Here is a 26,651-nt window from a genome sequence, read left to right as displayed (position 1 = left end):
CAGCGCTCAGCAGTGGCGCGATCACCAGCGGAACCAGCCGCCCGCCCCTCAACCACCCGCAACCGCCAACAGCACCAGCCGCCCGGCCCCTCAGCGGTGGGCGATCGCCAGCGGGACCAGTTGCTCGGCGGACGTCATCGAGCCGTGTTGTCCTATCAGCTGCGACTCCAGCGGCTCCGCGGTGCGGCGCAGCATCCCGAAGTCGTCCCGGGCCGCGGCTATCACGTCGCCGAAGCGGGAGCGCACCCGGTCGCTCACCCGCGGTCCCAGCCAGCCCGCCGCGATCGCCTCGTCCCGGCGTGTCACCCACGCCCGTGAACCCAGCACCGAGCGCCACGTGGCCAGCACGTCCTCCGTCGCGCCGGGCTCGGTGTACACGTGCCGCACCCGCGGGTCCCCGCCGAACACCCGCACTCCGGACCGCAACTCCGGCGTCACGTCGATGTCGATCACGTCCTCGCCCAGCGCGACCATTCCGTGGTCGGCCACCACGGCCAGCAGCCGGCCGGGCGGCAGACCGTCCACAAGCGACTCGACGAGCCGGTCGACCTGCCGCAGCTGCATCACCCACGCCGGCGAACCGGGGCCGTACCGGTGGCCGAGCTCGTCCAGCTGGCCGTGGTAGGCGTAGCAGAAACCAGGCGACTCGCGCAGGGTGCGCAGCGTCTCCGCGGCCAGGTCGCCCATCGCGTAAACGCCGCGGTACTCCGCGCCGCGCTGCACCGCCCGCGTCAGCGGCGAGTTCCCGAACTTCGCCTCGGCCACCACCACCGCCTCGACACCCGCCGCGGCCGCCCGCTCGAACGTCGTGGGCAACGGCTGGACGTCCTCCGGCCGCAGGTCCAGCTCGCCGCCGCCCGGGTGCTCCCGCCAGCGCAGGGCGTTGAGCACCCCGCAGCCGGGCACCTCGAACGTGTACCCCGCCATGCCGTGCTCCCCCGACGCGACTCCGGTCCCGATCGCGGCCAGTCCGGCGACCGTCGTCGACGGACAGCCGACCGTCAGCGTCCCCTGCGCCAGCTCGGTCAGCACCGGCGCGTCCGCGGCGTGCGCGCGCAACAGCTCCGCACCCAGACCGTCGATCAGCAACACACAAGCACCGGCAGCCTCGGGCAGGCCGAGCGTGTCCGCGCAGCCGGGCACACCCAGCGTCGCGAGCACCGACGGCACCACCTCGGCGAGATGCCCCTGGCCGGACAACGTTGGCAGCTCCACCTGGCCAGCTTGGCAGGAAGGTGGCTCCGAGCGCACGCCTTACCCGATAATGACGACATGCCGACCTACGCCTACCGCTGTCGCGAGTGCACCGGCACCTTCGAGGTGAACCGTCCGATGAGCGAGTCGAGCGCGCCCGCGACCTGCCCCGAGGGCCACACCGACACGGTCAAACTGCTGACGACCGTCGCCCTGACCGGTTCGGCCGCCGGTGCGCCGGCGGGTGGCGGTTGTTGCGGCGGCGCCTGCGGCTGCGGTCACTGAACGGTGTAGTCCGCGAACCCCTTCCCCGTTTTGCGGCCCAGCCGCCCGGCCGTGACGAGGTGCTCCAGCAGCGGCGCCGGCGCGAAGCCCTCCTCGCGGAACTCGTTGAACAGGGTCCGCTGGATCGCCAGCGACACGTCGAGACCGACGACGTCCAGCAGCTCGAACGGGCCCATCGGCAGCCCGCACCCGACCTTCATCGCGGTGTCGATGTCCGCGGCCTGCGCGTAGTGCGCCTCGAGCATCTTCACCGCGTCGTTCAGGTACGGGAAAAGCAGCGCGTTCACGATGAAACCGGCCCGGTCGCCGCAGTGCACCGGATGCTTGCCGATCGCCGCGCAGACCGCGTGCGCGGTGGCCACGACGTCGGGCGCGGTGGCGATCGTGCGCACCACCTCAACCAGTTTCATCACCGGCGCCGGGTTGAAGAAGTGCAGCCCGACCACGTCCCCGGGGCGCTCGGTCGCGGCCGCGCACTCGATCACCGGCAGCGACGACGTCGTCGTCGCGAGGATCGCGCCCGGCTTGGCCACCGCGTCCAGCGCGGCGAACACCTCCTGCTTGACCGCGAGCTCCTCGGCCACGGCCTCGACCACAAGGTCCACACTGGACAACGCGGTGAAGTCGGCGACCGGCGTGACCCGGGCCAGCGCCGCGGCGCCGTCCGACTCCGACAGCTTGCCCTTCGACACCGCCCGGTTCACCGACTTGGCGATCCGCGCCACCGCCGCCTCGGCCTTGTCGGTGGTGCGGGCGCGGAGCACGACGTCGTACCCGCGCTTGGCGAACACCTCCGCGATCCCGGTCGCCATCGTGCCGGTACCGATCACGCCGACCGAGCGCACCGGCCGCACCTCGCCGGGGTCCGCGGGCGCGACGCCGGGCGCCGAGTCGACGACGACCGGTGAATCCGGGCCCTCGTAGGTGTAGAACCCGCGACCGGACTTCCGGCCGAGCAGACCCGCGGTGATCATCTGCTTGAGCAGCGGCGCGGGCGCGTGCAACCGGTTGCGCGACTGCCGGTACATCGACTCGAGGATCTCGTAGGCGGTGTCCAGCCCGATCAGGTCGAGCAGCGCGAGCGGTCCCATCGGGTACCCGCAGCCGAGGCGCATCGCCGCGTCGAGGTCCTCGCGCGTGGCGTAGCGCTGCTCGAACATCCGCACCGCGTGGTTCAGGTAGCCGAACAGCAGGGCGTTGGCGATGAACCCCGCGCGGTCTCCGATGACCACCGGCGTCTTGCCGAGGCGCTCGGCGAACCCGGTGACGTCGGCGATCACGTCCGGCTCGGTGACGACGGTCCGCACGATCTCGACCAGCTTGAGCACGGGCGCCGGGTTGAAGAAGTGCATCCCGACGACCTTGCCGGGGCGGGAGGTGTGCACGCCGACCTCAGTGACCGACAGGGACGACGTGTTCGACGCGAGCACCACGTCGGGGCCGACGATCTTGTCCAGCTGGGCGAACACCTCGGCCTTGAGGCCGAGGCTCTCCGGGACGGCCTCGATGACCAGGTCGGCGTCGGCGAGGTCGGTCAGCGAGGTGGTGTAGGTGATGCGGGCGAGCAGGGCCGCGCGGTCGTCCTCGTCGAGCTTGCCGCCGGTGAGGGCGCGGGCGGTGGACTGCTCGACGTGCCCGCGGGCGCGCTCCACCGCGGCGGCGTCCACCTCGACGCCGATGACCCGGATGCCGCTGCGGGCCAGGACCTCCGCGATCCCGGAGCCCATCGTGCCGAGCCCGACCACGCCTGCCGTTTCGATCGTCCGCGCCATAGCGGCCTCCGGGTTACTCGTCGGTAGCCCTCGATGGTGCCACGCGCGACGACCGGACGGGAGGTGTATCGAATCAGGTGCACCCGCGCGAGTTCCACCACCGCCGGGCTTGGCACGGGGAGACGGGAAAAGGCAGGCGACGGTCCAGTGCCGCTGGACGGGGAACTCGTCGTGCGCGGACGGTGAACCTGGAGCGCGAGGCTCCCGGCCGGCCCTGCAGCGAGCGCCGAACGGCCAGGAGCGTGGACCTCGCAGCGCGGGAGCATCGGACTCGCGCCGATGAGCGGCGGGACTCGCGGCAGCGAGCGCCAAACGCGCGGCCAGGAGCGTGGGACTCGCGACCAGCAGCGCGGGGTCACGACCAGCAGCGCGGGGCTCGCGGCCAGGGGCGCGCAACGCGAACCGAAAGCGCGGGCCGCGGGTGCGCCCCGCCCGGGGAGGTGCCCAACGACAGGCGAAACCGTCAGGCGGGGTCGCCGAAGTTGTCCTCCACCAGGTCCTGCACCACGCGCAGCGCCTCGGCCGCCTGGGGGCCTCCCGCGCGCACCTGGATCCGGTCGCCCTTCCGCGCGCCGAGCGCCATCAGCGCCAGCACGCTGTGCGCGTCGGCCTCCTGGTCGCCCAGCCGGACGCTCACCTCGGCCTCCAGCGCGGCCAGGCTGCGCGCCAGCACCGCCGCGGGGCGGGCGTGCAGGCCCACCTCGTTGGTCAGCGTGAGCTCCACGCAGTCGGTGGCCGGCTCGGCGGTCGCGGCCAGCTCCGGAGGCGCGGCGGCCGCCGAGGCGGCCTCCAGCACCCCGGCCCGATCGGCTCCGTTCTGCGCCGCCACCGCCGCCGCGACCGTGCCCTCCACCAGCGGCGCGTCCGCCACCACCACGGCGCCCGGGTCGGCCAGCGACTCGACCGCGAGCTCCGCCGTCATCTGCGCGCTGCCCAGGTCGTAGAGCAGCACGACCCCGGACCCGGAATCGGCGCGCTGCACCGCCGCCACGACCGAGTCGTAGTCCGTGCCGATCCCGCCACCGGGCAGGCCGCCCGCGGGCACGATCGTCACGTCGGGCGCCATCTGCGCGGCGACCTCGGCGACCCCTTCGGCGAGCTTCGCGCTGTGCGACACCAGCACCAGGCCGACGCTCATCGGGCCGCCTCGGCGAACGCGGCGAGCAGCAGCGCCGTCGAGCGCGCGCCCGGGTCGAGGTGCCCCGCGCTGCGCTCGCCCAAGTAGGACGCCCTGCCCTTCCGCGCAACCAGGTCCACAGTGGACTCCGCACCGGTCGCGGCGCCCTCGGCGGCCGCCGACAGGACCGCCGCGACGTCCCCGCCGCCCGCCTTCTCCGCCGCCGCGACCGCGGGCAGCAGCGCGTCGACCATCGTCTTGTCGCCCTCGACCGCCTTGCCGCGCGCCTGCACGCCTTCCAGCCCGGCCCGCAACGCGGCCACGACCTCCGCCGCGCCCAGCTCCGGCTGGTTCGACACGACCGTCGACGCCCGCAGGAAAGCCGTGCCGTACAACGGCCCCGCCGCGCCGCCGACCTTCGAGATCAACGTCGTCGCCGCGAGCTTGAGCACCCCGCCCGGCGTTTCCGGCACGCCGCTGTCCAGCGCGGCCACCACGGCCTGGAACCCGCGGTTCATGTTCTCGCCGTGGTCACCGTCCCCGATGGCCCGGTCGAGTTCGATCAGCTCGGCGCGGTGCTCGGCGATCACGGCCGCGGCGCCCCGCAACGCGTTCGCGACGCCCTCCGGCGTGCATCCCATGTCCTCAGGCCTTCCAGCGCAGTGCGGCGGTGTTCACCGGCGCGTCCCACAGTTCGGTCAGCTCGTCGTCGAGCTTCAGCAGGGTCAGGCTGATGCCCTGCATCTCCAGGCTGGTGATGTAGGGGCCCACCAGCCGGCGTTCGACCATGATGCCGCGATCGGCCAGCAGCCGCTCGGCGATGCCGTGCGCGAGGTACAGCTCGACCAGCGGGGTGGCGCCCATCGAGTTGGTGAACAGCAGCACCCGGTCGCCCTCGGTGAACGGCAGGTCCTCGACGACCGCCCCGACCATGCGCGCCACCAGCTCGTCGGCGGGCTCGGCCTTGATCCGCTCCCGGCCCGGCTCGCCGTGGATGCCGATGCCGAACTCGATCTCGTCGGCGCCGAGGTCGAAGCTGGGCTCGCCGACGTGCGGCACGGTCGGCGCGGTGAGCGCGACCCCGATCGACCGGACCTGGCCGATGACCTTGCGCGCCAGCGCTTCCACCGCGTCCAGCGAATCGCCCCGCTCGGCCGCGGCGCCGGTGATCTTCTCCAAGAGCACCGTGCCGCCGACGCCCCGCCGTCCCGCGGTGTAGGTCGAATCGGCGACCGCGACGTCGTCGTCGATCACCACGCTGCGCACGTCCAGGTCCTCGGCCGCGGCCAGCTCGCCCGCGGTCTCGAAGTTCAGCACGTCACCGGTGTAGTTCTTGACGATCAGCAGAGCCCCGGCCGCGCCGGTGGTCGCGCTGATGGCGGCCTGCACCGCGTCCGGCGTGGGCGAGGTGAACACCGCGCCGGGCACCGCCGCGTCGAGCATGCCGAGGCCGACGAACCCGCCGTGCAGCGGCTCGTGCCCGGACCCGCCGCCGGAGATCACCGCGACCTTGCCGTCCACCGGCGCGTCGGCGCGCACGACCACGTTGGGATCCTCCTGGACCCGCAGGATGTCCGCGTGCGCGGCGGCCAGCCCGCGCAGCGACTCGGTGACCACGTCCGCCGGATCGTTGATGATCTTCTTCATGCCCGCCTCCTGACTCCGTCGTCGCCCCTTTCCTATCAGGACTTGGGCAGCTTCGGCAGGATCGTGTCGACGATGCGACGCGCTTTCCCGCACGAGTCGTCCCCGGCGGCGTCGTCGTGGAAGTTGTCGTACTCGAACTTGACCACCTCGCCCTCGCCGTCGCCGGTCCGCAGGTGGGTCCACTCGATGGTGCAGCTGTTGCCCGCCGTGGTCCGTTTCTCCTGGTAGCCGGTGATCCCGCCGCCCAGGTCCACGCGCGTTCCGTCGTCGCCGTCGGACGGCTCGACGGTCTCGGAGATGCGCAGGTAGCCGGTGGCGTTGCCGCCCGACCAGTGGCACTCGTGCAGGCCGCCGGGCCGCTTGGCGGTGCTGCGGCCGAGGACCTCGGCGGCGACGGTGTCGTCCACCAGCGCGCACGGGTCGAGCGGCACGGCCGAGTTCGCCGCGCGGGTCATCCGGGGCGGCGAGCCGTGCATCTTGGCGACGACCTCGCGGATGACGGTCAGGCCGGTGCCGCACGCGTCCCCGCCCTGGTAGGTGACCTGGACGGAGATGCCGATGGCCGGCGTCTCGGAGGTGACCGCGGTGACCACGCAGCCCTCCTCCTCGGCGGTGTCCGGGTCGTCCAGGTCGCGCTCGACGACCGGCAGGCCTTCGACGGTGCCGACCTGGGTCGCGGAGGACAGCAGGAGCGTCTCCCCCATCGTGAGGCTCAGCCGCGCCTCCTTGCCGCCCGCGTCGGTGACCTCGACGGCGCAGCCGTCCAGCCCGGTCGAGTGGAGGCTGTCCTCGACCGGCGTGCCGACGCCGGTGACGGTGTCTCCCTGCAACATCCCGCACGGGTCGACGGTGCGCAGCGCGTCCAGGCTGACCGCGGCGTCGTCGATCGGGCCGGTGGCGGCGCTGGTCTGCGTGACGGTCGTGCGCGGGAAGTTCTGCTTGCCGAGGTCGGGTCCGGCGCACGCGGAGACGGTCAGGGCGAGCAGGACCACGGGGACGAAACGGCGAGGCCGGGCGACATGGTGCACGCGGTGCACGGTAGCCGCCCGGCCTCGCCGGGATGTTCCGAACCTGCCTATTCGGCCGGGGTCTCGTCGCCTTCCGACACCGGGACCCGGATCGGCCGCACGACCGCCCACAGCACGAACAGGGCGGTGAAGATCAGCAGGCCGATGCCTGCCCACAGGTTGATGTTCACGCCCGCCGCCTTCTGCAGCTCGGCGTCGTCGGTGAACGCGATGCCCATGATCGTCAGGACCACGCCGTAGACGCCGGTCAGCAAAGCGATGATCAGCCGGATGTCGAACGCGCCTGCCCGGCGCGTGCGCGCGGGGGTTTCGCTAGCCATGTCTGCCAACCTCCTAGAAGGCGATGTTCAGCGCGATCGTGATGACCAGGACGATGCCCGCGAGCAGGCCCGGGTTGCGGTACCAGCCCGCGTCCTCGCCGGTGGTGGAGTGCCGGCGCGTCTCCTTCGGGGTGAGCGAGTAGACCAGCCCGGTCAGCTCGGAGGCCTCGCGGGGCTTGGTCACCATGGTCACCGCGACGCTGACCACGATGTCGACCACGAACGCAGCGCCGGCGCCGATGAAGCTGGCGCCCTGGCCGGGCAGGTCCCACACGCCGGTCTCGGCGAGCAGGAACACCACGATGGCCGACGCGGTACCGGACAGCAGACCGATCCACGCCGCCGCCGGCGTCATCCGCTTCCAGAACATGCCGAGGATGAAGGTGGCGAACAGCGGCGCGTTGAAGAACGAGAACAGCTGCTGCAGGTAGTCCATCAGGTTGGAGTACTGCGAGGCGATGCCCGCCGTGCCGATGGCCAGGATCGTGGCGCCCGCGGTGACCCAGCGGCCCATGTTCAGGTAGTACGAGTCCGGCTTGTCCTTCTTGATGTAGGCCTGCCAGATGTCGTACGTGAACACGGTGTTGAACGAGCTCAGGTTCGCCGCCATGCCTGCCATGAACGAGGCCAGCAGACCGGCGATCGCGACGCCCAGCACACCGTTGGGCAGCAGGTCGCGCATGAGCAGCAGCAGCGCGTCGTTGAAGGTCGCGCCGCTGGGCGCGGACCCGCCGTCGATCAGGGCCTGCTTGTTCTCGCCCTGCAGCTCGGTGACCGTGACCGCGGCGATCATGCCCGGGATGATCACGATGAACGGGACCAGCATCTTCGGGAACGCGCCGATGATCGGTGTGCGGCGCGCCGCCGACATGCTCTTCGAGGCCATCGCGCGCTGGACCTCGACGAAGTTCGTGGTCCAGTAGCCGAACGACAGCACGAACCCGAGGCCGAACACCAGGCCGAGCACGGACAGGAAGTTGCTGCCGAAGCCAGTGAGCTGGTTACCGGGCCAGGAGCTCAGCTGCTCCGCGCCGCCGGGGCCGTTGGTGACCTTGTCGACCAGGCCGTCCCAGCCGCCGACCTTGTAGAGACCGACGATCGTCAGCGGCACCAGCGCGGCGACGATGACGAAGAACTGCAGCACCTCGTTGTAAATGGCCGCGGACAGGCCGCCGAGCGCGGTGTAGGCGAGCACGATGACCGCGGCGATGACGATCGAGAACCAGATCGGCCAGCCCAGCAGCAGGTTCACCACGCTGGCCAGCAGGTACAGGTTCGCGCCCGCGATGAGGATCTGGGCCAGCGCGAAGCTGATGCCGTTCGTCAGGTGGGCGCCGGTGCCGAAGCGGCGCCGCATGAACTCCGGCACGCTGCGGACCTTCGACCCGTAGTAGAAGGGCATCATCACGATGCCGAGGAACAGCATCGCCGGGATGGCGCCGATCCAGAAGTAGTGGGCCGTGGGCAGGCCGTACTGCGCGCCGTTGGCCGACATCCCCATCACTTCGATGGCGCCGAGGTTGGCGGAGATGAAGGCGAGCCCGGTGACCCAGGCGGGCAGGGAGCGGCCGGACAGGAAGAAGTCGATGCTGCTCGACACCTGTTTCCGGGCCAGGTAGCCGATGCCGAGCACCAGCACGAAGTAGAACGCGAGCAACACGTAGTCGATCGCGTGCGCATCAAGTCGCAGGTTCGCTGCGGCTAGGACGGGCACCGATGCCACCTCCGGGAGTCCAACATCTCCGAACAAGAATCACCACGATCGAGTGACGAGCGCACATTACTACGCGGTATCCCAGCCGTGCACGCCAGCGGTCGCGCCTTGACCGTGTCGAGATCAAACCGGTGACAACCCAACCGCGCGGTGTCACCCGCCGCAACTCGGCACCCGATCGTGACCGTGATCCACGTCATGGGAGGTGTGAAACATCGGGGAAAGCGCCGGTTACCGGCTGGTAATGCGCCTTCGATTGCATTTCCCCGCCGCCGTGGAACGGCGGCGTACCAACCGTTGAAACCTTCGAGGGAGGACCCCGGTGAGCCTGAACGACCTGGTCTACGGCTTGATCAACCTGATCAGCGCGATCGTCAACAGCCTTTGACGTGAAACAGGGATGCGCCGCACCACGTCCGGCGTGGTGCGGCGAATTCGCGTGTTCAGAACAAGCGGAGGTCGTCCGATTCGGTGCCGCGGAGGGCGTCGTAGTCCAGCGTCAGGCAGCGGATGCCGCGGTCCTCGGCCAGGGTGCGGGCCTGCGGCTTGATCAGCTGTGCGGCGAACACGCCCTGCACCGGCGCCAGCAGCGGGTCGCGGTTGAGCAGCTCCAGGTAGCGGGTCAGCTGCTCCACGCCGTCGATCTCGCCGCGGCGCTTGATCTCCACCGCGACCGAGCCGCCGTCGGCGTCGCGGGCGAGGATGTCCACCGGCCCGATCGCCGTCGGGTACTCGCGGCGGACCAGCGTGTACCCCTCGCCGAGCGTGGTGATGTGCTCGGCCAGCAGCTCCTGCAGGTGCGCCTCGACGCCGTCCTTCTGCAGGCCCGGCTCGGCGCCCAGGTCGTGGCTGATCTCGTCGATCCGCTCCTCGATGGTGATGACGAGCTTCTCGCCCGCCTTGTTCTGCACCGTCCAGACGTCGCCGTCCTCGATGAGCCAGCACGGCGGGCTCATCCAGTTCAGCGGCTTGTAGGCGCGGTCGTCGGAGTGCACCGACACCGAGCCGTCCGCCTTGATGAGCAGCAACCGGGTGGCCATCGGGAGGTGGGCCGTCAGACGGCCGGCGTAGTCCACTTGGCAACGAGCGATCACGAGACGCACCCGGCGAGGGTAGAAGATGCTTCGGCAGACTGGTCGCGTGGATCCCATCGAACGGCTCGGCTCCCGCGAGGTGTACCGGAACAACTGGATGACGGTGCGCGAGGACGACATCCGCCGCCCGGACGGCTCGCCCGGCATTTACGGCGTGGTCGACAAGCCGGACTACGCGCTGGTCGTCCCGCTCGACGGCGACCGGCTGCACCTGGTCGAGCAGTACCGGTACCCGCTCGGCCTGCGGCGCTGGGAGTTCCCGCAGGGCACCGCGCCCGGGCTGGCCGAGGTGGACCCGCTGGAGCTGGCGGCGCGGGAGCTGCGGGAGGAGACCGGGCTGGTGGCCGGTTCGCTGACCGACCTCGGGCTGCTGGACGTCGCGCCGGGCATGTCGAGCCAGCGCGGCCGGGTCTATCTGGCGACGGAGCTGGTCGAGGGCCCGCACGAGCGCGAGCACGAGGAACAGGACATGCGCACGGCGTGGTTCAGCCGGGACGAGTTCGAGAAGATGATCGCGCGCGGGAAGATCACGGACGCCCAGTCGATCGCGGCGTACGGGCTCCTGCTGCTGCACGAACGCTGACCATCGCGACAGCGCCGAGGAGCGGGCCGATCGACAGCAGGGCGACCGCGTCGCGCCAGCCGGTGAGGTCGGCGAGCAGCGGGAGCAGCTGGATGGTGATCGCGCTGACGACGAACCCGGCGGCGGTCATCGCGGTGAGCGCGGTGCCGGCGTAGCGCGGGTCGGCGACCTCGGACAGGGCCGCGGAGAACTGCGCGGAGTCGGCGATCACGGCGGCGCCCCACACGAGCAGCAGCGGCGCGAGCAGGAGCGTTCCCCACGCGGCGACGGACAGCAGGCCGCAGGCGGCGCTGGTGAGCATGGCGGCGGCGGTGACGGCTGTGCGGCCGAAGCGGTCGGCGAGAACGCCGCCGAGCAGTGCCCCGGCGACGCCCGCGACGCCGATGGTGGTGAAGCTGTCGCCGTCGCCCGCGGCCGCGATATAGCTGGGCAGCCAGGCCCACAGCGCGTACAGCTCCCACATGTGGCCGAAGTAGCCGAGGCAGACCAGCCGTTGCGCCCGGTCGCGGGCCATGCGGAGCAGGTAGCGGGGTTCCCAGGGTGGTGACGGGCGCCAGTCCGGGCCGGGGCGGACCAGGGTGAGGGCGATCGGGGCGGCGAGGAGGGCGAGCGTCGCGGCGATGGCCAGGACGGTCCGCCAGTGGCCGGTGCTGAGAAGGCTGGGCAGCGCGGAGCCGAGGGTCAGCGCGCCGACGAGCACGCCGAGGGCGGTCCCGCGCTGACGCGGGAACCAGGAGACGACGATCTTCATGCCGACCGGGTAGACGGCCGCGAGGGCGAACCCGGTGAGGAACCGGAGCGGCGCGGCCGCGGCGGGACCGGCCGACGGGAACGCGAACGTGGCGGCCGCACCGAGAGCACTGCCGGCGGCGAGGAGGACCTGCGGCCGGGCGCGATCGGCGAGGTTGACGGCGGCGGAGACGACGGCCCCGGTGGCGAACCCGAGCTGCACGGTGATCGTCAGGAGGATCCCCGCCTGCCGCGAGAGGCCCCACTCCGCGCGGAGCGCCGGGACCACGGTGGAGGCGGAGAACCAGAGGCTCATGGCGAGCACCTGCACGAGGGCGACGAGTGCCAGCTGCGGTCCGCGCCGCCGGAGGATCACTCGTCGTGCTTAGGGGCGGCGGGTTGGTGTGGTCAATCGCGGGGCGCGGTGGTTCATCCGATCGCGTGGAGCGGGTCCCAGGCCATGGAACGGCGCGGGGTCTCGGCTGAGGAACCCCGCGCCCGGCCGGCTGGATCAGCGGGTTAGCGCGGTCAGCCGTATCACCGGCACCCGCATCAGGATGCGGCAGATCGAGTGCAGCACCAAGAGCTGCTCCAGCGCGTTTTGCCTCGCCGCGCCACTCGGCCCGTCTGCTTCGATGACATGCGCCTCCTGGGCGTCGTCTCAGTCATGTCAGCCGCCCGTGTAAGAGCAGATCGCGGCCACCAGGTTCGAGTTCTCGGCGACCGGCTTGCCGTCCACGGTGATCTTGCAGCTGTTCGGCTGGGCGTTGATGTCGGTGGTCACCGGCGTGACCGTGACCGACGTGAAACCGAGTTCCTCGACGCCGAGAGTCTTGGACCAGGTCTGCCCGGCCTCGACGATCTCCTGGTTGTTCACGCTGAGCCCGCTGGTCCAGTTGAGGTTGCTCCGCTGGCCGGTGGTCACCTCGAGCAGGATCTGGTGCGCTGCCGCAGCCGGGTCGCCACTGGTCGGGGTCGAGTCGTTGACCTTGTCGACCGCGGCGCCGAACACGGCGGTCCACAGGATGCAGATGACCAGGCCGACCGCCGAGCACACGACGCCCGCGATGGCGAGCCCCTTGTTCGTCGCGGCGCCCTTGGTGGCGCGGGAAACGCCGACGATCGACAGGATCAGGCCGATGATGACCAGCGGCCACGCCACCACGCCGACGATCGGGATGAAGGCGAACACGAGGCCGACGAGTCCGAGGACGAACCCCGCGGTGCCGAGGCCGTTCTTCGGCTGCACGGGCGTGGGCGGGGCATAGGGCGGATGAGTCACGGGCGTTCCTTAGTGCGTGCGCGGCGGGCCGTCCCGCTTGCGTCGCACCCTCAATCGCAGCGTGCTCCTGGTTGTAACAGCGTTCAGGCGGCCGAGCCGGCAGATGTGGATCTTGACCGGGACCGTCCACAGTGACTTTGAGCTGCACGGATGAACACCGTTCCGGACATAACGGAACGTGGTGGTTGAATTTTCAGTTCACCCGAACAGAGCAGGCCGAACATCCCTCAGTCGGGCCATTCCGGCTTTCGCTTCTCCAGGAAGGAAGCCATTCCCTCCCGCGCCGACGGGGTTTGCGACGCCGCCGCCATCACCTCGACCGCGATGGCGTACGCGTCGGCCTCCGGGCGGTCCAGCTGGGCGTACAAGGTCTGCTTCCCGAGCGCCTTGCTGGCCCGGCTGCCGCGCGTCGCCCGGGCCAGGAGCTCGGCCACCGCCGCGTCGAGGTCCTCGTCCGGCACCACCCGGTTCACCAGGCCCCACTCCAGGGCCGTCGCCGCGTCGATGACGTCGCCCGTCAGCGCCAGCTCCATCAGCCGCTTGCGCCCGATCGCTCGCGCGACCGGCACCGCCGGCGTGTGGCAGAACCAGCCGCCCTTGCCGCCGGGCAGCGCGAAGCCCGCGGAGGCCGCCGCGACCGCCAGGTCGCACGACGCGACCAGCTGGCACCCCGCCGCGGTCGCCAGTCCGTGCACGCGTGCGATCACCACCTGCGGCACCGACTCCATCGTCCGCATCAGCCGGGTGCACAGGGTCAGCAGGCGTCGCACGCCCTCCAAGTCCCGGGATGCCACGTCACCGAAGTCGTGCCCCGCCGAGAACACCGGGCCCGCGCCGGCCAGGACGACGCCCGTCGCGTCGGTCGCCGCCGTCTCCTCGAACGCCGCCAGCAGCTCGGCGAGGTGGGCTTCGGACAGGGAGTTGCGGCGGGCGGCCCGGTTCATCGTGATCGTCACCGTCGCGTCGTCGCGCTTGACCAGGATGTGCTCGTACTCGGCCATGGCCCGACGCTACCTCGCGGTGGCCTTGTTGTGGTACCCGAAGACGCGCCGCTCCCGCGCGGTCACCGTCGCCATCACCCGGTCCCGCCACGGCGTGCTGGTCGCGTGCCGGTAGCCCGGCGACCCGAACAGCGACACGTCCGCGATCTCGTGGAACGCCAGCACCTCCGGCCCGTCCCCCTCGACCCGCCGGTACCGCCGGATCCGGTGCCAGCCGGGCAGCTCCAGCAGCAACGGCACGTGCTCTTCGCGGTACCAGCGCTCCAGCTCGGCGGTGTCCCCGGACAACGCCACCGACACCACCACCGGCGCGGGCGCGACGCACGAACCCCAGGACCCGGTCAGCTCGTACACCCGCCGGTCGAGCGTCGCCAGCCGCGAGACCACCGACTGCTCCCGCGGGCTCCGCCGCCGCACGACCTCGTACTCCGGGCTCGCCAGCGCCGCCAGGTCCAGCTCGTACCAGGCCAGCCACGACGGCCGCGCCCCGTCCAGCTCGCGGTACCGGTACCCGCTGCGGATCCCCGGCACGCCGACGCGGGCGGGCGCGTGCTCGTTGTCGTACCAGTCGTGGAACTCCGCCTCGGCGACCTCGCCCGGCTCGGACAGCACGTACAGCAGTCCCTCCGTCATCCGCCACTCCTCCCCCGCGCTCGGGTACCGTTTCCGGCAGGCGACCACGGCGAGGAGCGGCAGTGTCGAGAGAGGACCCCGACGTCATCGACTCGGTGGAGAAGGCCTTCCGGCTGCTGCAGGCCTTTTCCGCGGAACGCCCGGCGATGACGGTGAGCGAGGCGGCCGCGGCCACCGGGTTCACCCGCGCGACCGCGCGCCGCATCCTGCTGACGCTGGAACGCCTCGGGTTCGCCGAGGTCGACGACCGCCGCTTCCGCCTCACCGCGGGCGTCCTGCGGCTCGGCTACGGCTACCTGGCCGCGCTGCCGTTCTGGGAGCACGCCCAGCCGCACATGCGCGCGCTGGCCGACGAGCTGCGCGAATCCTGCTCGATGGCCACTTTGGACGGATCCGAGATCGTCTACGTGGCCCGGGTCCCGGCGTCGCGGTCGATGTCCATCACGCTCAACGTCGGCTCGCGCCTGCCCGCCTACCCCACGTCGATGGGCCGCGTGCTGCTCGCCGCGCTGCCGCCCGCCGAGCTGGAGTCCTATCTGGACAGCGTCGAACTGCGGAAGCTCACACCGAACACCATCACCGACCCGGACGAGCTGCGGGCCGAACTGGGCCGGGTCGCCGAACGCGGGTACGCGGTGGTGGACGGCGAGCGCGAGGAGGGCGTCCGCTCGGCCGCCGCGCCGGTGCGTGGCACGGGCGGACGGGCGCTTGCCGCGCTGAACGTGTCGGTCAACGCGGCCCGCGTCTCGCTGGACGAACTCAACGACCGGTTCGTGCCGCGCCTGCTGGACACCGCCGCGGCCATCACCCGCGACATCGAGGGTCTGCACTAGTCCTCCGCGAAGAAGCAGCGCGTCGGGTTCGTGACGAGCAGCGCCGAAGGGTCCGGCGTGATTTCCGCGATCAGGTCGGCCAGGTCGCCGTCGTTGGGCACGAACCCGTGCGTGTTCGGGTGCGGGAAGTCGGTGCCCCACACGACCCGCTCCGGCGCCTCCGCGGCCAGCAACCGCGCCAGCTCCACCGAATCCGCCATGCTGGGTGGCGCGGTCGCGATCCGGTCGGCGCCGCTCAGCTTCACCCACACCGAACCGCTCTCCAGCAACCGCAACAGCGACCGCACGGCCGCGCTGTCCAGACCCTGCCGCAGGTCGACGCGAGCCATGTGGTCGATCACCACCTGCACGCCGAGCGACCGCACCAGGTCCGCGTGCTCGGCGATGCCGTCGCCGGCGACGTGCAGGGCGATGTGCCAGCCGTACGGCCGGATCAGGGCGACGATCGCGTCGATCTCCTCCCGCGACGGCGCCGGCCCGAGGTGCGGGGTGAAGTGCAGCCTGGCGCCGCGCACGCCGGCCCGATGCAGGCGCTCCACCTCGGCCTTCGGCGTCGTCGGCCGGATCAACGCGACCCCGCGGTACCGGCCGCCGCCGGTTGCCAGCGCGTCGAGCAGCGCCGAGTGGTCGGTGCCGTGGCAGGCGGACTGCACGATGACCGCGCGCTCGAATCCGAGCAGCCGGTGCAGCGCCCGCAGGTCCTCCTTCGGCGCCTCGGGCGGGGTGAACGTGCGGTCCGGCGCGTAGGGGAACTTCGCGGTGGGCCCGAAGATGTGACAGTGCGCGTCGCAAGCGTTCGCGGGCAACGGGATCGCGGGCGCGTGCGGGTTCGGGTCCGGGCCGGGGTTGCGGGGATCGGTCATCAGTCACACCTCGCGGTCATGCCGCCGTCGACGACGATTTCGGTACCGGTGACGAACCGGGCTTCGTCGGAAGCCAGGTACAAGGCCGCGTACGCGGTGTCGCGGCCGTCCCCGGCGAAGCCGAGCGGGATGCGCGCCTGCCGCTGGGCGAGCAACGCGTCCACGTCCCCGCCCGCCCGCTGCCCGGCCAGGCGCGCCTCGACCATCGGCGTGTGCAACTGCCCCGGCACGACGGTGTTGACGCGGATGCCGTCCGACGCGTGCTGCACCGCGATCACTTTGGACAGCTGGATCACGCCCGCCTTCGCCGACGCGTAACCGGCCTGGGCCGAGCCGGTCCACCGGGTGCCGGAGGTGGACGCGGTGTTGACGATCGCGCCGCCGCCCTGCGCCTTCATCACCGGGATGACGTGCTTGCAGGTCAGGAACACGCTGGTCAGGTTGTAGTCCAGCTGGGCGGCCCAGTCCTGTTCGGACAGTTCGACCGGCCCGCCCCTGCGCGAGCCGCCGACGTTGTTGACCAGGACGTCGACGCGGCCGAACTCCGCACGGCACGCCTCGACCATCGCCGCCACGGCCGCGCTGTCGGTCACGTCGCACAGGTGGGTGCGGATCGCGCCGCCCTCGGATTGGACGGTGGCGACGGTCTCGGCCAGCGCCTCGGCCTTGAGGTCCACGGCGAAGACCTGCGCGCCTTCGCGGGCGAAGAGCACGGCGGCGGCCCGGCCGTTGCCCCAGCCGGGGCCGACGCTGCCCGCGCCGGTGATGATCGCGACCTTGCCCGCCAGCCGCCCCGTCACGACCCGACCTCCAGCGCGACCAGGAACCGGGACACCAGGTTGTAGGCGCCGATCGTCACGGTCAGCTCCACGATCTCGCGGTCGTCGAAGTGCTCGCGCAGGGCCGCGAACAGCTCGTCCGGCACCCGGACTCGCCTGGTCATCGCGTCGGTGTAATCGAGGACCGCGCGCTGCCTGCCGTCCAGGACGCTGCGGTCGCCGCCTTCGCGCAGGGCCGCGATCTGCTCGACCGTCATGCCCTCCTCCTTGGCGACCGGCTCGTGGGCCGCCCATTCGTACTCGGCGCCGTTCAGCTCCGCGACGCGCAGCACCGCCAGCTCACGCAGGTCCCCGGGCAGGGTGCCCTGCCCGCGGATGGCGCCCAGCAGGCTGTTCCAGCCGTCGGCGAACGGCGGGCTGTGCAACAGCATGCCGTCCAGCGGGGTCAGGCGCCCCCCTCGGCGCGCGCGGATGCGGTCGGCGACCTCGCTGCCCGTCTCCACGTAGTCCAGCCTGGCCATGTGTTTCCCTTCTAGTTCACTGCGACGGTCGCGGGGACGGGCTCGTGCCCGTCGAGGACGCGGCGCGCCCGGTCGCGGTCGAAGACGCCCTCCCAGCGGCTGACGACGATGCTGCCGAGCATCTGGCCGCACAGGCTGACGAGACCGCGCATGGTGGAGAGGAACCGGTCGATGCCGAGGACCAGCATGATCCCGGCGACCGGGACGACGCCCGTGGTGGACAGGGTCGCGGCGAGGATGACGAACCCGGCGCCGGCCACCCCTGCGCTGCCCTTCGAGGTGATCATGAAGACGGCGAGCAGGCCGACCTGCTGCCAGATCGTCAGGTTCACGTCGAAGGCCTGTGCGATGTAGAGCGAGGCGAAGCCGAGGTAGAGGCACACGCCGTCGCCGTTGAAGGCGTACCCGGACGGCACCACGAGGCCGACGATCCGCTTCGGGCAGCCGAGGTGCTCCAGCTTGCGCATCAGCTGCGGCATCACGACCTCGTAGTTCGCGGTGCCGAGCGTGATCAGGAGCTCGTCCTTGAAGTACCGGTACAGCTTGAGGATCCGGATGCCGCACAGCCGCGCGACCGCCCCGAACACGACGAGGCAGAACACGATCCCGGTGCCCCAGAAGAGGAGGACGACGCCACCGAGGCTGGCCAGGGTGGACGCGCCGAACTTGCCCGTCGTGTAGGCCATCGCGGCGAACGCGCCGACCGGAGCCAGGTACATGACGAGCTTGACGATCCCGAACACCACTTCGCCGATCCGCTCGATGCCGCGGATCACCGGCGCCCCGCGTTCGCCCAGCGCCTTGACCGCGATCGCGAACAGGATCGAGACCAGCAACACCTGCAGGACGTTGCCGCCGGTGAACGCGCTGACCACGGTGTCCGGGATGATGTTGACCAGGAAGTCATACCAGTGCTGGGATTCGCCGGTCTGCGCGTACTGCTGCGCGGTGCCGGACAGGTGCAGCGCGGCCGGGTCGGCGTGGATGCCGGCGCCCGGGTTGAACAGGTCCATCACGACGAGGCCCACGATGAGCGCGATCGTGGTCAGGACCTCGAAGTAGACCAGCGCCTTGACCCCGATGCGGCCGACGCTGGTCAGCTCGCCCGCCGACGCGATCCCGGTGACGATCGTGCAGAACACCACCGGGGCGATGAGCATCTGGATCAGCTCGATGAACCCGGTGCCCACGGGTTGCAGCGCGGCGCCCACACCCGGCGCGACGAAGCCGAGGGCCGCGCCGAGGACGATCGCCACCAGGACGGTGACGTAGAGCTTGGTGGTGAAGGCGGTGCGCAAGAACGATCCGGCGGACATCTTCGTCTCCCTTGTGTTCGCCTGACGTACATATGCACGTCTGACGAACACGAGTATGCGAGACGGCACCCGGACGGGTCAACCCATGACGAAAGTCGGAGTCCTTCCCTGCCGTCCGCATCCTGTGCGGACACCCGCCCGGTTCCTACCTTGGCTCCCGTGAAACGCGTGTGCGCGGCGGTGGCCGCGGTCGTCGCCCTGATCCCCGGTACGGCGACAGCTGAACAAGAACCGTCCTCGATCGACTCCTACGTCGCCGACTTCGCCGAGACCGCCGGGTATCCCGGCGTCGCGGTGGCGATCACCAAGGACACCGAAGTCGTGCACCTGCACGGGTACGGCACCGCGACGGCGACGACCCCGATGCCGATCGCGTCGGTGTCGAAGGCCTTCACCGCGCTGGCCGTGGTGCAGCTGGCCGAGAGCGGCAGGCTCGGCCTGGACGTCCCCGTCGCCACCTACCTGCCGGAGTTCCGCCTCACCGACCCGCGCGGCGGTGCGATCACCCCGCGGCACCTGCTCAACCAGACCTCCGGCCTCACCGACGGGACCCTGCCGGAGAAGAGCCTCCCGCAGCCGGACGACCTGGCCGGCGCCGTGCAGCGCGCCCGCCAGGCGACCTTGGCGAGCGATCCCGGCGCCGAGTACCACTACACCAACACCAACTTCCACCTCGCGGCGCGGCTCGTCGAGGTCGTCAGCGGCCAGGCCTTCGGCGACTACCTGCGGCAGCACGTCTTCGAACCGGCGGGGATGCGCTCGACGACCGCCATCACGCGGACACCCCGCGACCTGCCCGCCACCGTCCACCGCGGACACCTCTACGCCTACGGGCTCACCCCCGCGGTGTCCGAACCGGACCGCTTCGTCGCCGGCTCGGACGGGGTGATCACCACCGCCGAGGACATGGCCCGCTGGCTCGCCGTCCAGCGCACCGGCGGCGGCCTCGTCTCACCGGAGGGCCTCGCGCTCATGCACACCGCCGCGCGCGAGAACTACGCCATGGGCTGGCAGATCGACGACCAGGGCCGGGTCAGCCACACCGGAATTTGGTTCACCTACACGGCGGGCGCGCTGATGCTGCCCGACGGTTACGGCATCGCGGTGATGGTGGACAGCGGCGTCTCGCTCGGCAACGAGGGAACCTCGCAGCTCACCGAGGGCATCGCCGCGATCCTGCACGGTCAGCAGCCACCGGCCCCGCCCTCGACGCGGCCCATCGTCGACCTCGTCCTGGCCACGCTGACGCTGCTCAGCGTCGGCCTCGGCATCCGCGCCGCGCTCCGCGCCCGCCGGTGGGCGGCACGCGCCACCCGGTGGCGGGTGGTGCGGGGACTGGTGCCCCGGCTGATCCCGCTCGTCGCGCTGGTGGCGCTGGCCGAGCTGGTGGGCGGGCTGTTCGGCGGCCGCGACACGACCTGGTGGCAGACCGCCTACTACTCACCCGCGCTGGTGATCTGGCTCGTGCTGTGGAGCGCGGCGGAGCTCGCCGTGATCGCCGTCCGGTCCGCCGCGCTGGTCCGGCTCAGCCGCGATCGAGCACCGCTTGCAGGAACTCCCGCGTCCGTTGGTGGTCCGGGTCGGTGAACAGCTTCTCCGGCGGCGCGTCCTCGATGATCTGGCCGTGGTCGAACATCAGCACCCGGTCCGACACGTCCCGCGCGAACTGCATTTCGTGCGTGACGCAGAGGAACGTGATGTCCGTGGTCGACGCGATGTCCTTCAGCACCTTCAACACGCCGGCCACCAGCTCGGGGTCGAGCGCCGACGTCACCTCGTCCAGCAGCAGCACCTCGGGCCGCATCGCCAGCGCGCGGGCGATCGCCACCCGCTGCTGCTGACCGCCGGACAGCTGGGAGGGGTGGGCGTCGGCCTTCTCGCTCAGCCCGACCATCTCCAGCAGCTCCCGGCCGCGCTGCTCGGCCTCCTGGCGGGACAGGCCGAGCGCGCGGATCGGGGCCTCGGTGACGTTCTGCAGCACCTTCATGTTCGGGAACAGGTTGAACTGCTGGAACACCATGCCGATCCGCCTGCGCATGCGCCGCTGGTGCTTCTCCCCCGCCGGCACCATGCGGCCGCCCTTGTCGATGTGCGACAGGCATTCGCCGCCGACGTAGATGCGCCCGGCGTTCACCTGCTCCAGGGTCATCAGCAGCCGCAGGATCGTGGTCTTGCCCGAACCGCTCGGCCCGATCAGCGTCACGAACTCCCCTGGCCGCACCGAGAAGTCCAGCTCCCGCAACACCACGTGGTCGCCGAACTTCTTCACGACCCCCTCGAACCGGATCATCTCAGAGCTGTCCGACACGGCGTTCCAACCTTCGCACGAGGATCGACGACGGGTAACTCACGAGGAGGAACAGGATGCCGGCCAGGGTGTAGGGCTCGATCACCCGGAAGGTCTCCGCGCCCTGCTCCTTGGCGCGGTTCAGCACGTCCAGCACGCCGATCGCCAGCAACAGCGGTGTTTCCTTGAACATCGAGATCATGTAGTTGCCGAGCGCGGGCAGCACCCGCGGCACGGCCTGCGGCAGCACGATGCCGGTCCACACCCGGGTGCGCGGGATGCTCAGCGCCGTCGCGGCCTCCCACTGTCCTTTCGGGACGGCGTCGATACCGGCGCGGTACACCTCGGAGGTGTAGGTCGCGTAGTGGATGCCCAGCGCGATCACGCCGGTCAGGAACGCCGACGGCGTGATGCCCAGTGCCGGCCACAGCAGGTAGAAGACGATGAACACCTGGATCAGCAGCGGTGTGCTGCGCACCAGCTCGATGAACAGGTACATCGCCTGGCTCAGCACCGGGATCCGCGCGCGCCGCACCAGGGCGAACACCAGTCCCAGCACGTAGGCGACCAGCGAGCCGAGCACCGTCAGCTCGACGGTGACCAGCAACCCCTCCAGCAGCACGGGGACGGAGTCCCAGAAGTAGTCCCAGTCCCAGTCCATCAGGTGACCACCCCCGCCTTGGCGAACGCCTTCTCCCGCGGCGGCGGCTCACGCCCGAGCCGCTTGGCGAGCACCCGTTCCAGCAGGCGCATGATCATCGTGATGACCACCGCGATCGCCAGGTAGCACAACAGCTCCACGCCGTAGATCAGCACGAGCTGGCTGCCGTAGAGCGGTCGCAGCAACTCGCCCTTCTCGGTGATCTCCCCGGCCGAGATGAAGTACAGCAGCGCCGTGCTCTTCATCAGCTGGATGAAGAGGTTGTTGAACGGCGGCAGCATCTCCACCACCGCCTGCGGCAGGATCACCCGGAACATGCGCTGCGCCGGGCTGAACGACAGCGCCACCGCGCCTTCACGCTGCGCGCGCGGCACCGACTGCACCGCGCCACGCACGATCTCGGCACCGTAGGCGCCGTGGTTCAGCCCGAGCACGATGATGCCGGCGAACAGCGGGACCAGTTTGAACCCGACCAGCGCCGGGAGCACGAAGTACAGCCAGAACAGCTGCACGACTTCCGACGTGCCGCGGAAGCCCTCGACGTAGACCCGGCTGACGAACCGCACCGTCCGGGACCGCGACAGCATCGCGAGCCCGGCGATGAACGACAGCACGATGGTCAGCGCGATGCCGCCCGCCGCGGCCGTGACCGTCGCGCCGAGTCCACTGAGGATGGTCGAGATGATGTTGGATGTCGAGTCCGACACGACGCGCCCCTGGACTCGAGCGTCAGGCCGCGCAGAGCTTGTCGGTGGTCAGGTCGGCCTTGGGCAGGTTGCTCTGGTCGAACCCGAACGGCGTCACGATGCGCAGCCACTCCCCGTTGTCGTGCAAGGTCTTCAGCTGCTGGTTGAACGCGTCGCGCAGCGAGGTGTCGTCCTTGCGGAACACGAACCCGCCCGCGGTCTGCACCGGCTGGCCGTTCTCGGTGGGCTGGAAGCCGGGCGTCACCTCGACTCCGGAGTTCGGGTTCTGCTTCACCAGCCACTTGAGCGAGATGTCGGTGAGGGCGGCGCAGTACACGCGGCCCGCGGTCACCGCGCGCAACATGTTGTCCTGCGTGTCCAGCGTTTCGATCTGGTCCTCGGAAACCCCGGCGGAAGTGGCGAAGCCCTTTTCCACCGCGGCCGAGAGCACCGCGACCTTGACCTTCTTGGCGGCGACGTCGGCGAGGGTGTTGACGCCCTGCGGATTGCCGCTGGGCACGAGCAAGGCGGTCAGCGCCGAGTAGTCCGGATCCGAGAACAACGCCGCGTTGCAGCGCGTCGGCGTGATGTTCATGCCCGCCGCGACGATGTCGAACTGCTTCGCGTTCAGGGCGGGAATCAGCTGGTCGAACGGCACGACGTTGGCCTGCACGGTGTCGATCCCGAGGGCCTTGCACACGGCGCGGGCCACTTCCGGCGCTTCACCGGTGGTGTTCCCGGAGGTGTCGGCGAAACCGTAGGGCGCCTCGTTGGCGATGCCGATCCTGATCGTCTTGGCGCTTCTCGCCGATTCGAGGGTGTCCCCGCTTTCGGTGCTCTGGCAGGCTGCCAACAACGTCGGTCCCGCCACAGCCGCTGCGCCGACGACCGCCGATCGCCGGAAGAAATCCCGTCGTGTCCACTGACCGTGCGTCATTTTCGTCGCACCCCTTATTCGGTTCCGCCGGTTCACCGAACGTAGGCGGTGCACCCGATGGGGTCAAAAGAAGCAACGAGATCGCCACTCGCTGTTATCGGAAAGAGATCAACGTTGAGTGTGGACGATGCGCACGGAAAGTGACAGAACTGGCTCAGTCCTGCGGCAACTCGTGGCGTTCCCGCACCACCGAAACGATTTCGTCCATGATCTCGGTCAGCTCGTAGTCCTTGGGCGTGAACACCCGGGCGATCCCGCGCTCGGTGAGCAGCCGCGCGTCCTCGGGCGGGATGATCCCGCCGACGATCACCGGGATGTCCCCGGCGCCCGCCGCCCGCAGTCCGTCGACGACCTGCGGCACGACCTCGAGGTGCGAGCCGGACAGGACCGACAGGCCGACGACGTGCACGCCCTCCTGCACCGCGGCGGCCACGATCTGCTCCGGCGTGAGCCGGATGCCCTGGTAGACGACCTCGAACCCGACGTCACGGGCCCGCACCGCGACCTGCTCGGCGCCGTTGGAGTGCCCGTCCAGGCCGGGCTTGCCGACCAGGATCCGCAGCTTCTCGCCCAGCTCCTCGCCGGTCGCCCGCACGCGGTCGCGCACCCGGGACAGCTCCGCGGCGTCGCCCGACATGGCCGCCGCCGACACGCCGGTCGGCGCCCGGTACTCGCCGAACTCCTCGCGCAGCGCGCCGGCCCACTCGCCGGTGGTCACGCCGGCCGCCGCGCACGCGAGCGTGGCGTCGAACAGGTTCTCCGACGTCTTCGCGACCTCGCGCAACCGCGCCAGCGCCGCGTCGACCGCGGCCTGGTCGCGCTGCTGGCGCCACTCCTCCAGCGCCGCGACGGCCTGCTTCTCCACCGCCGGGTCGACGGTCTCGATCGCCTTGGCACCCTCGGCCTGCAGCGGGCTGGGCTCGGTGGTGTCGAACTTGTTGACCCCGACGATGACACGCCCGCCGGACTCCACCTCGCGCCGGTACTCGGCCAGCGAGGCCACCAGCTGAGATTTCATGTAACCGCTTTCCACCGCGGCCACCGCGCCGCCGAGGTCGGTCACCTGCTCGATCTCCGCGCGCGCCCCGGCCGCGATCTCGTCCACTTTGGACTCGATGACGTGCGAGCCCGCGAAGATGTCCTCGTACTCCAGCAGGTCCGTCTCGTAGGCGAGCACCTGCTGCATGCGCAGCGCCCACTGCTGGTCCCACGGCCGCGGCAGGCCGAGCGCCTCGTTCCAGGCAGGCAGCTGGATCGCGCGGGCACGGGCGTCCCGCGACAGGGCGACGCCGAGCATCTCCAGCACGATCCGCTGGACGTTGTTCTCCGGCTGCGCCTCGGTCAAGCCGAGCGAGTTGACCTGCACGCCGTAGCGGAGGCGGCGCGCCTTCGGGTCCTCGACCCCGTAGCGTTCGCGCGTGATCTCGTCCCAGAGCCGGGTGAACGCGCGCATCTTGCACATCTCTTCGACGAACCGGACCCCGGCGTTGACGAAGAACGAGATGCGGCCGACGACCTTGGCCATGTCGGCGGGCTCGACCTGGCCGGAGTCGCGCACGGCGTCGAGCACCGCGATCGCCGTGGACAACGCGTAGGCGACCTCCTGCGTCGGGGTCGCGCCCGCCTCCTGCAGGTGGTAGCTGCAGATGTTGATCGGGTTCCACTTCGGGATGTGGTGCACCGTCCAGGCGATCACGTCGGTGATCAGGCGCAGGCTCGGCGCAGGCGGGAAGATGTAGGTCCCGCGGGACAGGTACTCCTTGATGATGTCGTTCTGCGTGGTGCCGGTGAGCTTGGCGAGCACCTCGTCCCGGTCGCGGCCCTCGGCGTCGGCCTGCTCCTGCGCGACGGTGACGTAGAGCGCGAGCAGCCACATGGCCGGCGCGTTGATCGTCATCGAGGTGTTGGCCTCGGCCAGCGGGATGCCGGTGAACAGGCGGCGCATGTCGCCGATGTGCGAGATGGGGACGCCCACCTTGCCGACCTCGCCCTTGGCCAGCGGGTGGTCCGGGTCGTAGCCGGTCTGGGTCGGCAGGTCGAAGGCCACCGAGAGGCCGGTCTGGCCCTTGGCGAGGTTGCGGCGGTACAGCTCGTTCGAGGCCGCCGCGGACGAATGTCCAGCGTAGGTGCGCATGACCCAGGGGCGGTCCCGCTCGCGATCCGTGGGGTAGGGCATCGGTGCACCTCCAGATGAACGACACACAGAGCGTACTCGTCGGTAACTTCGCGCGCAGCCCCGCAAGGACGCATCTCACTGGGTGCGAAATCAGCCTGACCCCATCATGACGGCCGAGTTAGCCTCGTGGGTGTGACGTGGAGCCTGTACGCGAGTTACCTGGTGTTCGCCCTGCTGATCGCGGTGGTGCCGGGTCCGGACACGATGGTCGTGCTGAAGAACGCGCTGGCCGGCGGCGCGCGGGGCGGGTTGTTCACCTGCTCCGGCATCGCGCTGGGCAACCTGGTGCAGGCCACCGCGGTCGGGCTCGGACTGGGCACGCTGATCGTGCAGGTGCGGCCGCTGTTCGAGACCGTGCGGTGGGCCGGGGTCGCCTACCTGTGCTGGCTGGGGTTCCAGGCGCTGCGCGGCGCGTGGCGCGGGAACTACGACGCGCTGGACGAGCTGGACCGGCGCCGGGCGAGCGGGCTGCGGCGGTTCCGCGAGGGGTTCCTGTCGAACATCACCAACCCGAAGGTGATGGCGTTCTACCTGTCGGTGCTGCCGCAGTTCCTGAACCCGGCGTCGACCGGCGCGGGCGAGGCGCTGCTGCTGGCGTACACGGTGCTGGTGGTCGGCACGGTGTGGCAGCTGACGCTGCTGTTCCTGGTCCGCTGGGCGAAGGGCTGGCTGAACCGGCGACGCGTCCGCCGCGCGATGGACGCGGTGACCGGCACGGCGCTGATCGGCTTCGGCGTCGGCCTGGCCGCGGAGTGAGTCAGAGCAGCGCGGCGAGGTCGATCGTGACGGGGAACGGGTCGTGGAGGCTGACCTTGCCGGTGTCCACACCCGCAGAGGCGTAGACACGAGTGGTGGGGTCGAGGCGGTAGCGGAAGAGCGCGATCTCCCCCCGGTCCAGGCCCTCGATCCGCCAGAAGTGCGGGACACCCGTGGCCGCGTAGTGGGCCGGCTTGCTCGTGCGGTCCGCGGCCAGCGAATCCCGGGACACCACCTCGGCGACCAGCAGGCAGTGCTCCGGCGCCGGAGCCGCCCGGTCCGGCGAGTCGTGCACCACCAGATCCGGCCTGCGGTTGAGCAGCGGCACTTCCCGGAGCACGAGGCCGACGCCGGTGTCGACCTCGTAGCCCACGGGGCTAGCTGTAGTGCCCAGTGAGGTTGTCGACGCGGGTGATGGGTGGTTGGCCGTTGAGGGC

At 70.8% G+C, this 26,651-nt stretch carries 28 protein-coding genes; 5 read left to right on the top strand and 23 right to left on the bottom strand.

The annotated features are described in order from the left end of the window. Positions 1-90 precede the first annotated feature (90 nt). On the bottom strand, positions 91-1,215 hold the full coding sequence (locus L2C96_RS40590) for an alkaline phosphatase family protein (RefSeq protein ID WP_237339888.1): 1,125 nt from the start codon (positions 1,213-1,215) through the stop codon (positions 91-93). Between the two features lie 57 nt (positions 1,216-1,272). Between L2C96_RS40590 and L2C96_RS40585 the strand changes: the two genes are divergently transcribed. Next, positions 1,273-1,479: an FmdB family zinc ribbon protein gene (locus tag L2C96_RS40585; protein ID WP_017987344.1), complete on the top strand. Its 207-nt coding sequence runs from the start codon at positions 1,273-1,275 to the stop codon at positions 1,477-1,479. Here L2C96_RS40585 and L2C96_RS40580 read toward each other — a convergent pair. The 8 genes from L2C96_RS40580 to nucS form a co-directional block, all read right to left on the bottom strand. Further along, the gene (locus L2C96_RS40580) at positions 1,473-3,251 is read right to left on the bottom strand and encodes a 3-hydroxyacyl-CoA dehydrogenase family protein (RefSeq protein WP_237339887.1); all 1,779 of its coding nucleotides are present in this window, start codon (positions 3,249-3,251) and stop codon (positions 1,473-1,475) included. The two genes, L2C96_RS40585 and L2C96_RS40580, sit on opposite strands and share 7 nt — an antisense overlap. Positions 3,252-3,714: 463 nt before the next feature. Then, positions 3,715-4,389, bottom strand: a complete 675-nt coding sequence (dhaM, locus tag L2C96_RS40575) for a dihydroxyacetone kinase phosphoryl donor subunit DhaM (RefSeq protein WP_237339886.1) — start codon at positions 4,387-4,389, stop codon at positions 3,715-3,717. After that, complete coding sequence (gene dhaL / locus L2C96_RS40570) at positions 4,386-5,009, bottom strand: dihydroxyacetone kinase subunit DhaL (RefSeq protein ID WP_237339885.1); 624 nt, start codon at positions 5,007-5,009, stop codon at positions 4,386-4,388. Before dhaL ends, dhaM begins: the two co-directional genes overlap by 4 nt. A gap of 4 nt (positions 5,010-5,013) precedes the next feature. After that, complete coding sequence (gene dhaK, locus L2C96_RS40565; RefSeq protein WP_237339884.1) at positions 5,014-6,015, bottom strand: dihydroxyacetone kinase subunit DhaK; 1,002 nt, start codon at positions 6,013-6,015, stop codon at positions 5,014-5,016. Between the two features lie 35 nt (positions 6,016-6,050). After that, complete coding sequence (locus tag L2C96_RS40560) at positions 6,051-7,043, bottom strand: DUF3558 domain-containing protein (RefSeq protein ID WP_237339883.1); 993 nt, start codon at positions 7,041-7,043, stop codon at positions 6,051-6,053. A 47-nt stretch (positions 7,044-7,090) separates the two neighbouring features. After that, complete coding sequence (locus tag L2C96_RS40555; RefSeq protein ID WP_020417816.1) at positions 7,091-7,363, bottom strand: hypothetical protein; 273 nt, start codon at positions 7,361-7,363, stop codon at positions 7,091-7,093. Between the two features lie 13 nt (positions 7,364-7,376). Next, the gene (locus L2C96_RS40550; RefSeq protein ID WP_027935833.1) at positions 7,377-9,077 is read right to left on the bottom strand and encodes a sodium:solute symporter family protein; all 1,701 of its coding nucleotides are present in this window, start codon (positions 9,075-9,077) and stop codon (positions 7,377-7,379) included. A gap of 443 nt (positions 9,078-9,520) precedes the next feature. Beyond that, the gene (nucS, locus tag L2C96_RS40545) at positions 9,521-10,180 is read right to left on the bottom strand and encodes an endonuclease NucS (protein ID WP_026153883.1); all 660 of its coding nucleotides are present in this window, start codon (positions 10,178-10,180) and stop codon (positions 9,521-9,523) included. Positions 10,181-10,217: 37 nt separating this feature from the next. On the opposite strand from nucS, the gene L2C96_RS40540 reads away from it, so the two are divergent. After that, entirely contained in the window at positions 10,218-10,754 is a 537-nt protein-coding gene (locus L2C96_RS40540) for an NUDIX domain-containing protein (protein ID WP_237339882.1), read from the top strand. Here L2C96_RS40540 and L2C96_RS40535 read toward each other — a convergent pair. The 4 genes from L2C96_RS40535 to L2C96_RS40520 all read right to left on the bottom strand — a co-directional run bounded on the left by L2C96_RS40535 (position 10,699) and on the right by L2C96_RS40520 (position 14,399). Next, positions 10,699-11,859, bottom strand: a complete 1,161-nt coding sequence (locus L2C96_RS40535) for an MFS transporter (RefSeq protein WP_237339881.1) — start codon at positions 11,857-11,859, stop codon at positions 10,699-10,701. The genes L2C96_RS40540 and L2C96_RS40535 overlap by 56 nt on opposite strands. A 294-nt stretch (positions 11,860-12,153) precedes the next feature. After that, positions 12,154-12,765, bottom strand: coding sequence for a DUF4190 domain-containing protein (locus L2C96_RS40530; protein ID WP_027935831.1), 612 nt, complete (start codon positions 12,763-12,765; stop codon positions 12,154-12,156). Positions 12,766-12,992: 227 nt separating this feature from the next. Further along, positions 12,993-13,766, bottom strand: coding sequence for an enoyl-CoA hydratase-related protein (locus L2C96_RS40525; RefSeq protein WP_237339880.1), 774 nt, complete (start codon positions 13,764-13,766; stop codon positions 12,993-12,995). A 9-nt stretch (positions 13,767-13,775) separates the two neighbouring features. Continuing rightward, entirely contained in the window at positions 13,776-14,399 is a 624-nt protein-coding gene (locus L2C96_RS40520) for an EthD domain-containing protein (protein WP_237339879.1), read from the bottom strand. A 62-nt stretch (positions 14,400-14,461) separates the two neighbouring features. On the opposite strand from L2C96_RS40520, the gene L2C96_RS40515 reads away from it, so the two are divergent. Further along, the gene (locus tag L2C96_RS40515) at positions 14,462-15,232 is read left to right on the top strand and encodes an IclR family transcriptional regulator domain-containing protein (protein WP_237339878.1); all 771 of its coding nucleotides are present in this window, start codon (positions 14,462-14,464) and stop codon (positions 15,230-15,232) included. Here the strand turns inward: L2C96_RS40515 and L2C96_RS40510 are convergent. From L2C96_RS40510 to dctA, 4 genes are read right to left on the bottom strand one after another with little or no spacing between them, the layout of a single operon-like run. Further along, on the bottom strand, positions 15,229-16,095 hold the full coding sequence (locus L2C96_RS40510; protein WP_237339877.1) for an amidohydrolase family protein: 867 nt from the start codon (positions 16,093-16,095) through the stop codon (positions 15,229-15,231). The two genes, L2C96_RS40515 and L2C96_RS40510, sit on opposite strands and share 4 nt — an antisense overlap. After that, a complete protein-coding gene (locus L2C96_RS40505) occupies positions 16,095-16,895 on the bottom strand; it encodes an SDR family NAD(P)-dependent oxidoreductase (protein ID WP_237339876.1) in 801 nt (266 codons plus the stop codon). Before L2C96_RS40505 ends, L2C96_RS40510 begins: the two co-directional genes overlap by 1 nt. After that, positions 16,892-17,395, bottom strand: coding sequence for a carboxymuconolactone decarboxylase family protein (locus tag L2C96_RS40500; protein WP_237339875.1), 504 nt, complete (start codon positions 17,393-17,395; stop codon positions 16,892-16,894). Before L2C96_RS40500 ends, L2C96_RS40505 begins: the two co-directional genes overlap by 4 nt. Positions 17,396-17,406: 11 nt before the next feature. Continuing rightward, on the bottom strand, positions 17,407-18,711 hold the full coding sequence (dctA, locus tag L2C96_RS40495; protein ID WP_237339874.1) for a C4-dicarboxylate transporter DctA: 1,305 nt from the start codon (positions 18,709-18,711) through the stop codon (positions 17,407-17,409). Positions 18,712-18,870: 159 nt separating this feature from the next. Between dctA and L2C96_RS40490 the strand changes: the two genes are divergently transcribed. Then, positions 18,871-20,298, top strand: coding sequence for a serine hydrolase domain-containing protein (locus L2C96_RS40490; protein WP_237339873.1), 1,428 nt, complete (start codon positions 18,871-18,873; stop codon positions 20,296-20,298). On the opposite strand, the gene ehuA is transcribed toward L2C96_RS40490, so the two are convergent. From ehuA to L2C96_RS40465, 5 genes are all read right to left on the bottom strand, one after another. Then, positions 20,237-21,001 carry an ectoine/hydroxyectoine ABC transporter ATP-binding protein EhuA gene (gene ehuA, locus L2C96_RS40485; protein WP_020417803.1) on the bottom strand — a complete coding sequence of 255 codons (765 nt, stop codon included), beginning with the start codon at positions 20,999-21,001 and terminating at the stop codon, positions 20,237-20,239. The two genes, L2C96_RS40490 and ehuA, sit on opposite strands and share 62 nt — an antisense overlap. Position 21,002: 1 nt before the next feature. After that, positions 21,003-21,659, bottom strand: a complete 657-nt coding sequence (gene ehuD / locus L2C96_RS40480) for an ectoine/hydroxyectoine ABC transporter permease subunit EhuD (protein ID WP_237339872.1) — start codon at positions 21,657-21,659, stop codon at positions 21,003-21,005. Continuing rightward, positions 21,659-22,366 (bottom strand): ectoine/hydroxyectoine ABC transporter permease subunit EhuC, encoded by a 708-nt coding sequence (gene ehuC, locus L2C96_RS40475; RefSeq protein WP_237339871.1) that lies wholly within the window; start codon positions 22,364-22,366, stop codon positions 21,659-21,661. Before ehuC ends, ehuD begins: the two co-directional genes overlap by 1 nt. A 22-nt stretch (positions 22,367-22,388) precedes the next feature. Then, positions 22,389-23,282: an ectoine/hydroxyectoine ABC transporter substrate-binding protein EhuB gene (ehuB, locus tag L2C96_RS40470; RefSeq protein ID WP_027935830.1), complete on the bottom strand. Its 894-nt coding sequence runs from the start codon at positions 23,280-23,282 to the stop codon at positions 22,389-22,391. 154 nt (positions 23,283-23,436) lie between these two features. Then, the gene (locus tag L2C96_RS40465) at positions 23,437-25,458 is read right to left on the bottom strand and encodes an ethylmalonyl-CoA mutase (RefSeq protein ID WP_237339870.1); all 2,022 of its coding nucleotides are present in this window, start codon (positions 25,456-25,458) and stop codon (positions 23,437-23,439) included. 126 nt (positions 25,459-25,584) lie between these two features. Between L2C96_RS40465 and L2C96_RS40460 the strand changes: the two genes are divergently transcribed. Continuing rightward, positions 25,585-26,214, top strand: coding sequence for a LysE family translocator (locus L2C96_RS40460; protein WP_237339869.1), 630 nt, complete (start codon positions 25,585-25,587; stop codon positions 26,212-26,214). A gap of 1 nt (position 26,215) precedes the next feature. Here the strand turns inward: L2C96_RS40460 and L2C96_RS40455 are convergent, their stop codons facing one another. Then, positions 26,216-26,587 carry a Uma2 family endonuclease gene (locus L2C96_RS40455; protein WP_237339868.1) on the bottom strand — a complete coding sequence of 124 codons (372 nt, stop codon included), beginning with the start codon at positions 26,585-26,587 and terminating at the stop codon, positions 26,216-26,218. Between the last annotated feature and the right edge of the window lie 64 nt (positions 26,588-26,651).

The sequence above is a fragment of the Amycolatopsis tucumanensis genome, from assembly GCF_021654135.1.
Taxonomy (GTDB): domain Bacteria; phylum Actinomycetota; class Actinomycetes; order Mycobacteriales; family Pseudonocardiaceae; genus Amycolatopsis_E; species Amycolatopsis_E tucumanensis.
This window is presented reverse-complemented; position numbering and strand designations above follow the sequence as displayed.

Coding starts and splice junctions, on each gene's coding strand:
- ehuB (WP_027935830.1), bottom strand. CDS start 23,282: ATGACGCACGGTCAGTGGACACGACGGGATTTCTTCCGGCGATCGGCG.
- L2C96_RS40555 (WP_020417816.1), bottom strand. CDS start 7,363: ATGGCTAGCGAAACCCCCGCGCGCACGCGCCGGGCAGGCGCGTTCGAC.
- dhaK (WP_237339884.1), bottom strand. CDS start 6,015: ATGAAGAAGATCATCAACGATCCGGCGGACGTGGTCACCGAGTCGCTG.
- dhaM (WP_237339886.1), bottom strand. CDS start 4,389: ATGAGCGTCGGCCTGGTGCTGGTGTCGCACAGCGCGAAGCTCGCCGAA.
- L2C96_RS40510 (WP_237339877.1), bottom strand. CDS start 16,095: ATGACCGATCCCCGCAACCCCGGCCCGGACCCGAACCCGCACGCGCCC.
- L2C96_RS40520 (WP_237339879.1), bottom strand. CDS start 14,399: ATGACGGAGGGACTGCTGTACGTGCTGTCCGAGCCGGGCGAGGTCGCC.
- dctA (WP_237339874.1), bottom strand. CDS start 18,711: ATGTCCGCCGGATCGTTCTTGCGCACCGCCTTCACCACCAAGCTCTAC.
- L2C96_RS40580 (WP_237339887.1), bottom strand. CDS start 3,251: ATGGCGCGGACGATCGAAACGGCAGGCGTGGTCGGGCTCGGCACGATG.
- L2C96_RS40465 (WP_237339870.1), bottom strand. CDS start 25,458: ATGCCCTACCCCACGGATCGCGAGCGGGACCGCCCCTGGGTCATGCGC.
- ehuD (WP_237339872.1), bottom strand. CDS start 21,659: ATGGACTGGGACTGGGACTACTTCTGGGACTCCGTCCCCGTGCTGCTG.
- ehuA (WP_020417803.1), bottom strand. CDS start 21,001: ATGATCCGGTTCGAGGGGGTCGTGAAGAAGTTCGGCGACCACGTGGTG.
- L2C96_RS40500 (WP_237339875.1), bottom strand. CDS start 17,395: ATGGCCAGGCTGGACTACGTGGAGACGGGCAGCGAGGTCGCCGACCGC.
- dhaL (WP_237339885.1), bottom strand. CDS start 5,009: ATGGGATGCACGCCGGAGGGCGTCGCGAACGCGTTGCGGGGCGCCGCG.
- L2C96_RS40525 (WP_237339880.1), bottom strand. CDS start 13,766: ATGGCCGAGTACGAGCACATCCTGGTCAAGCGCGACGACGCGACGGTG.
- L2C96_RS40585 (WP_017987344.1), top strand. CDS start 1,273: ATGCCGACCTACGCCTACCGCTGTCGCGAGTGCACCGGCACCTTCGAG.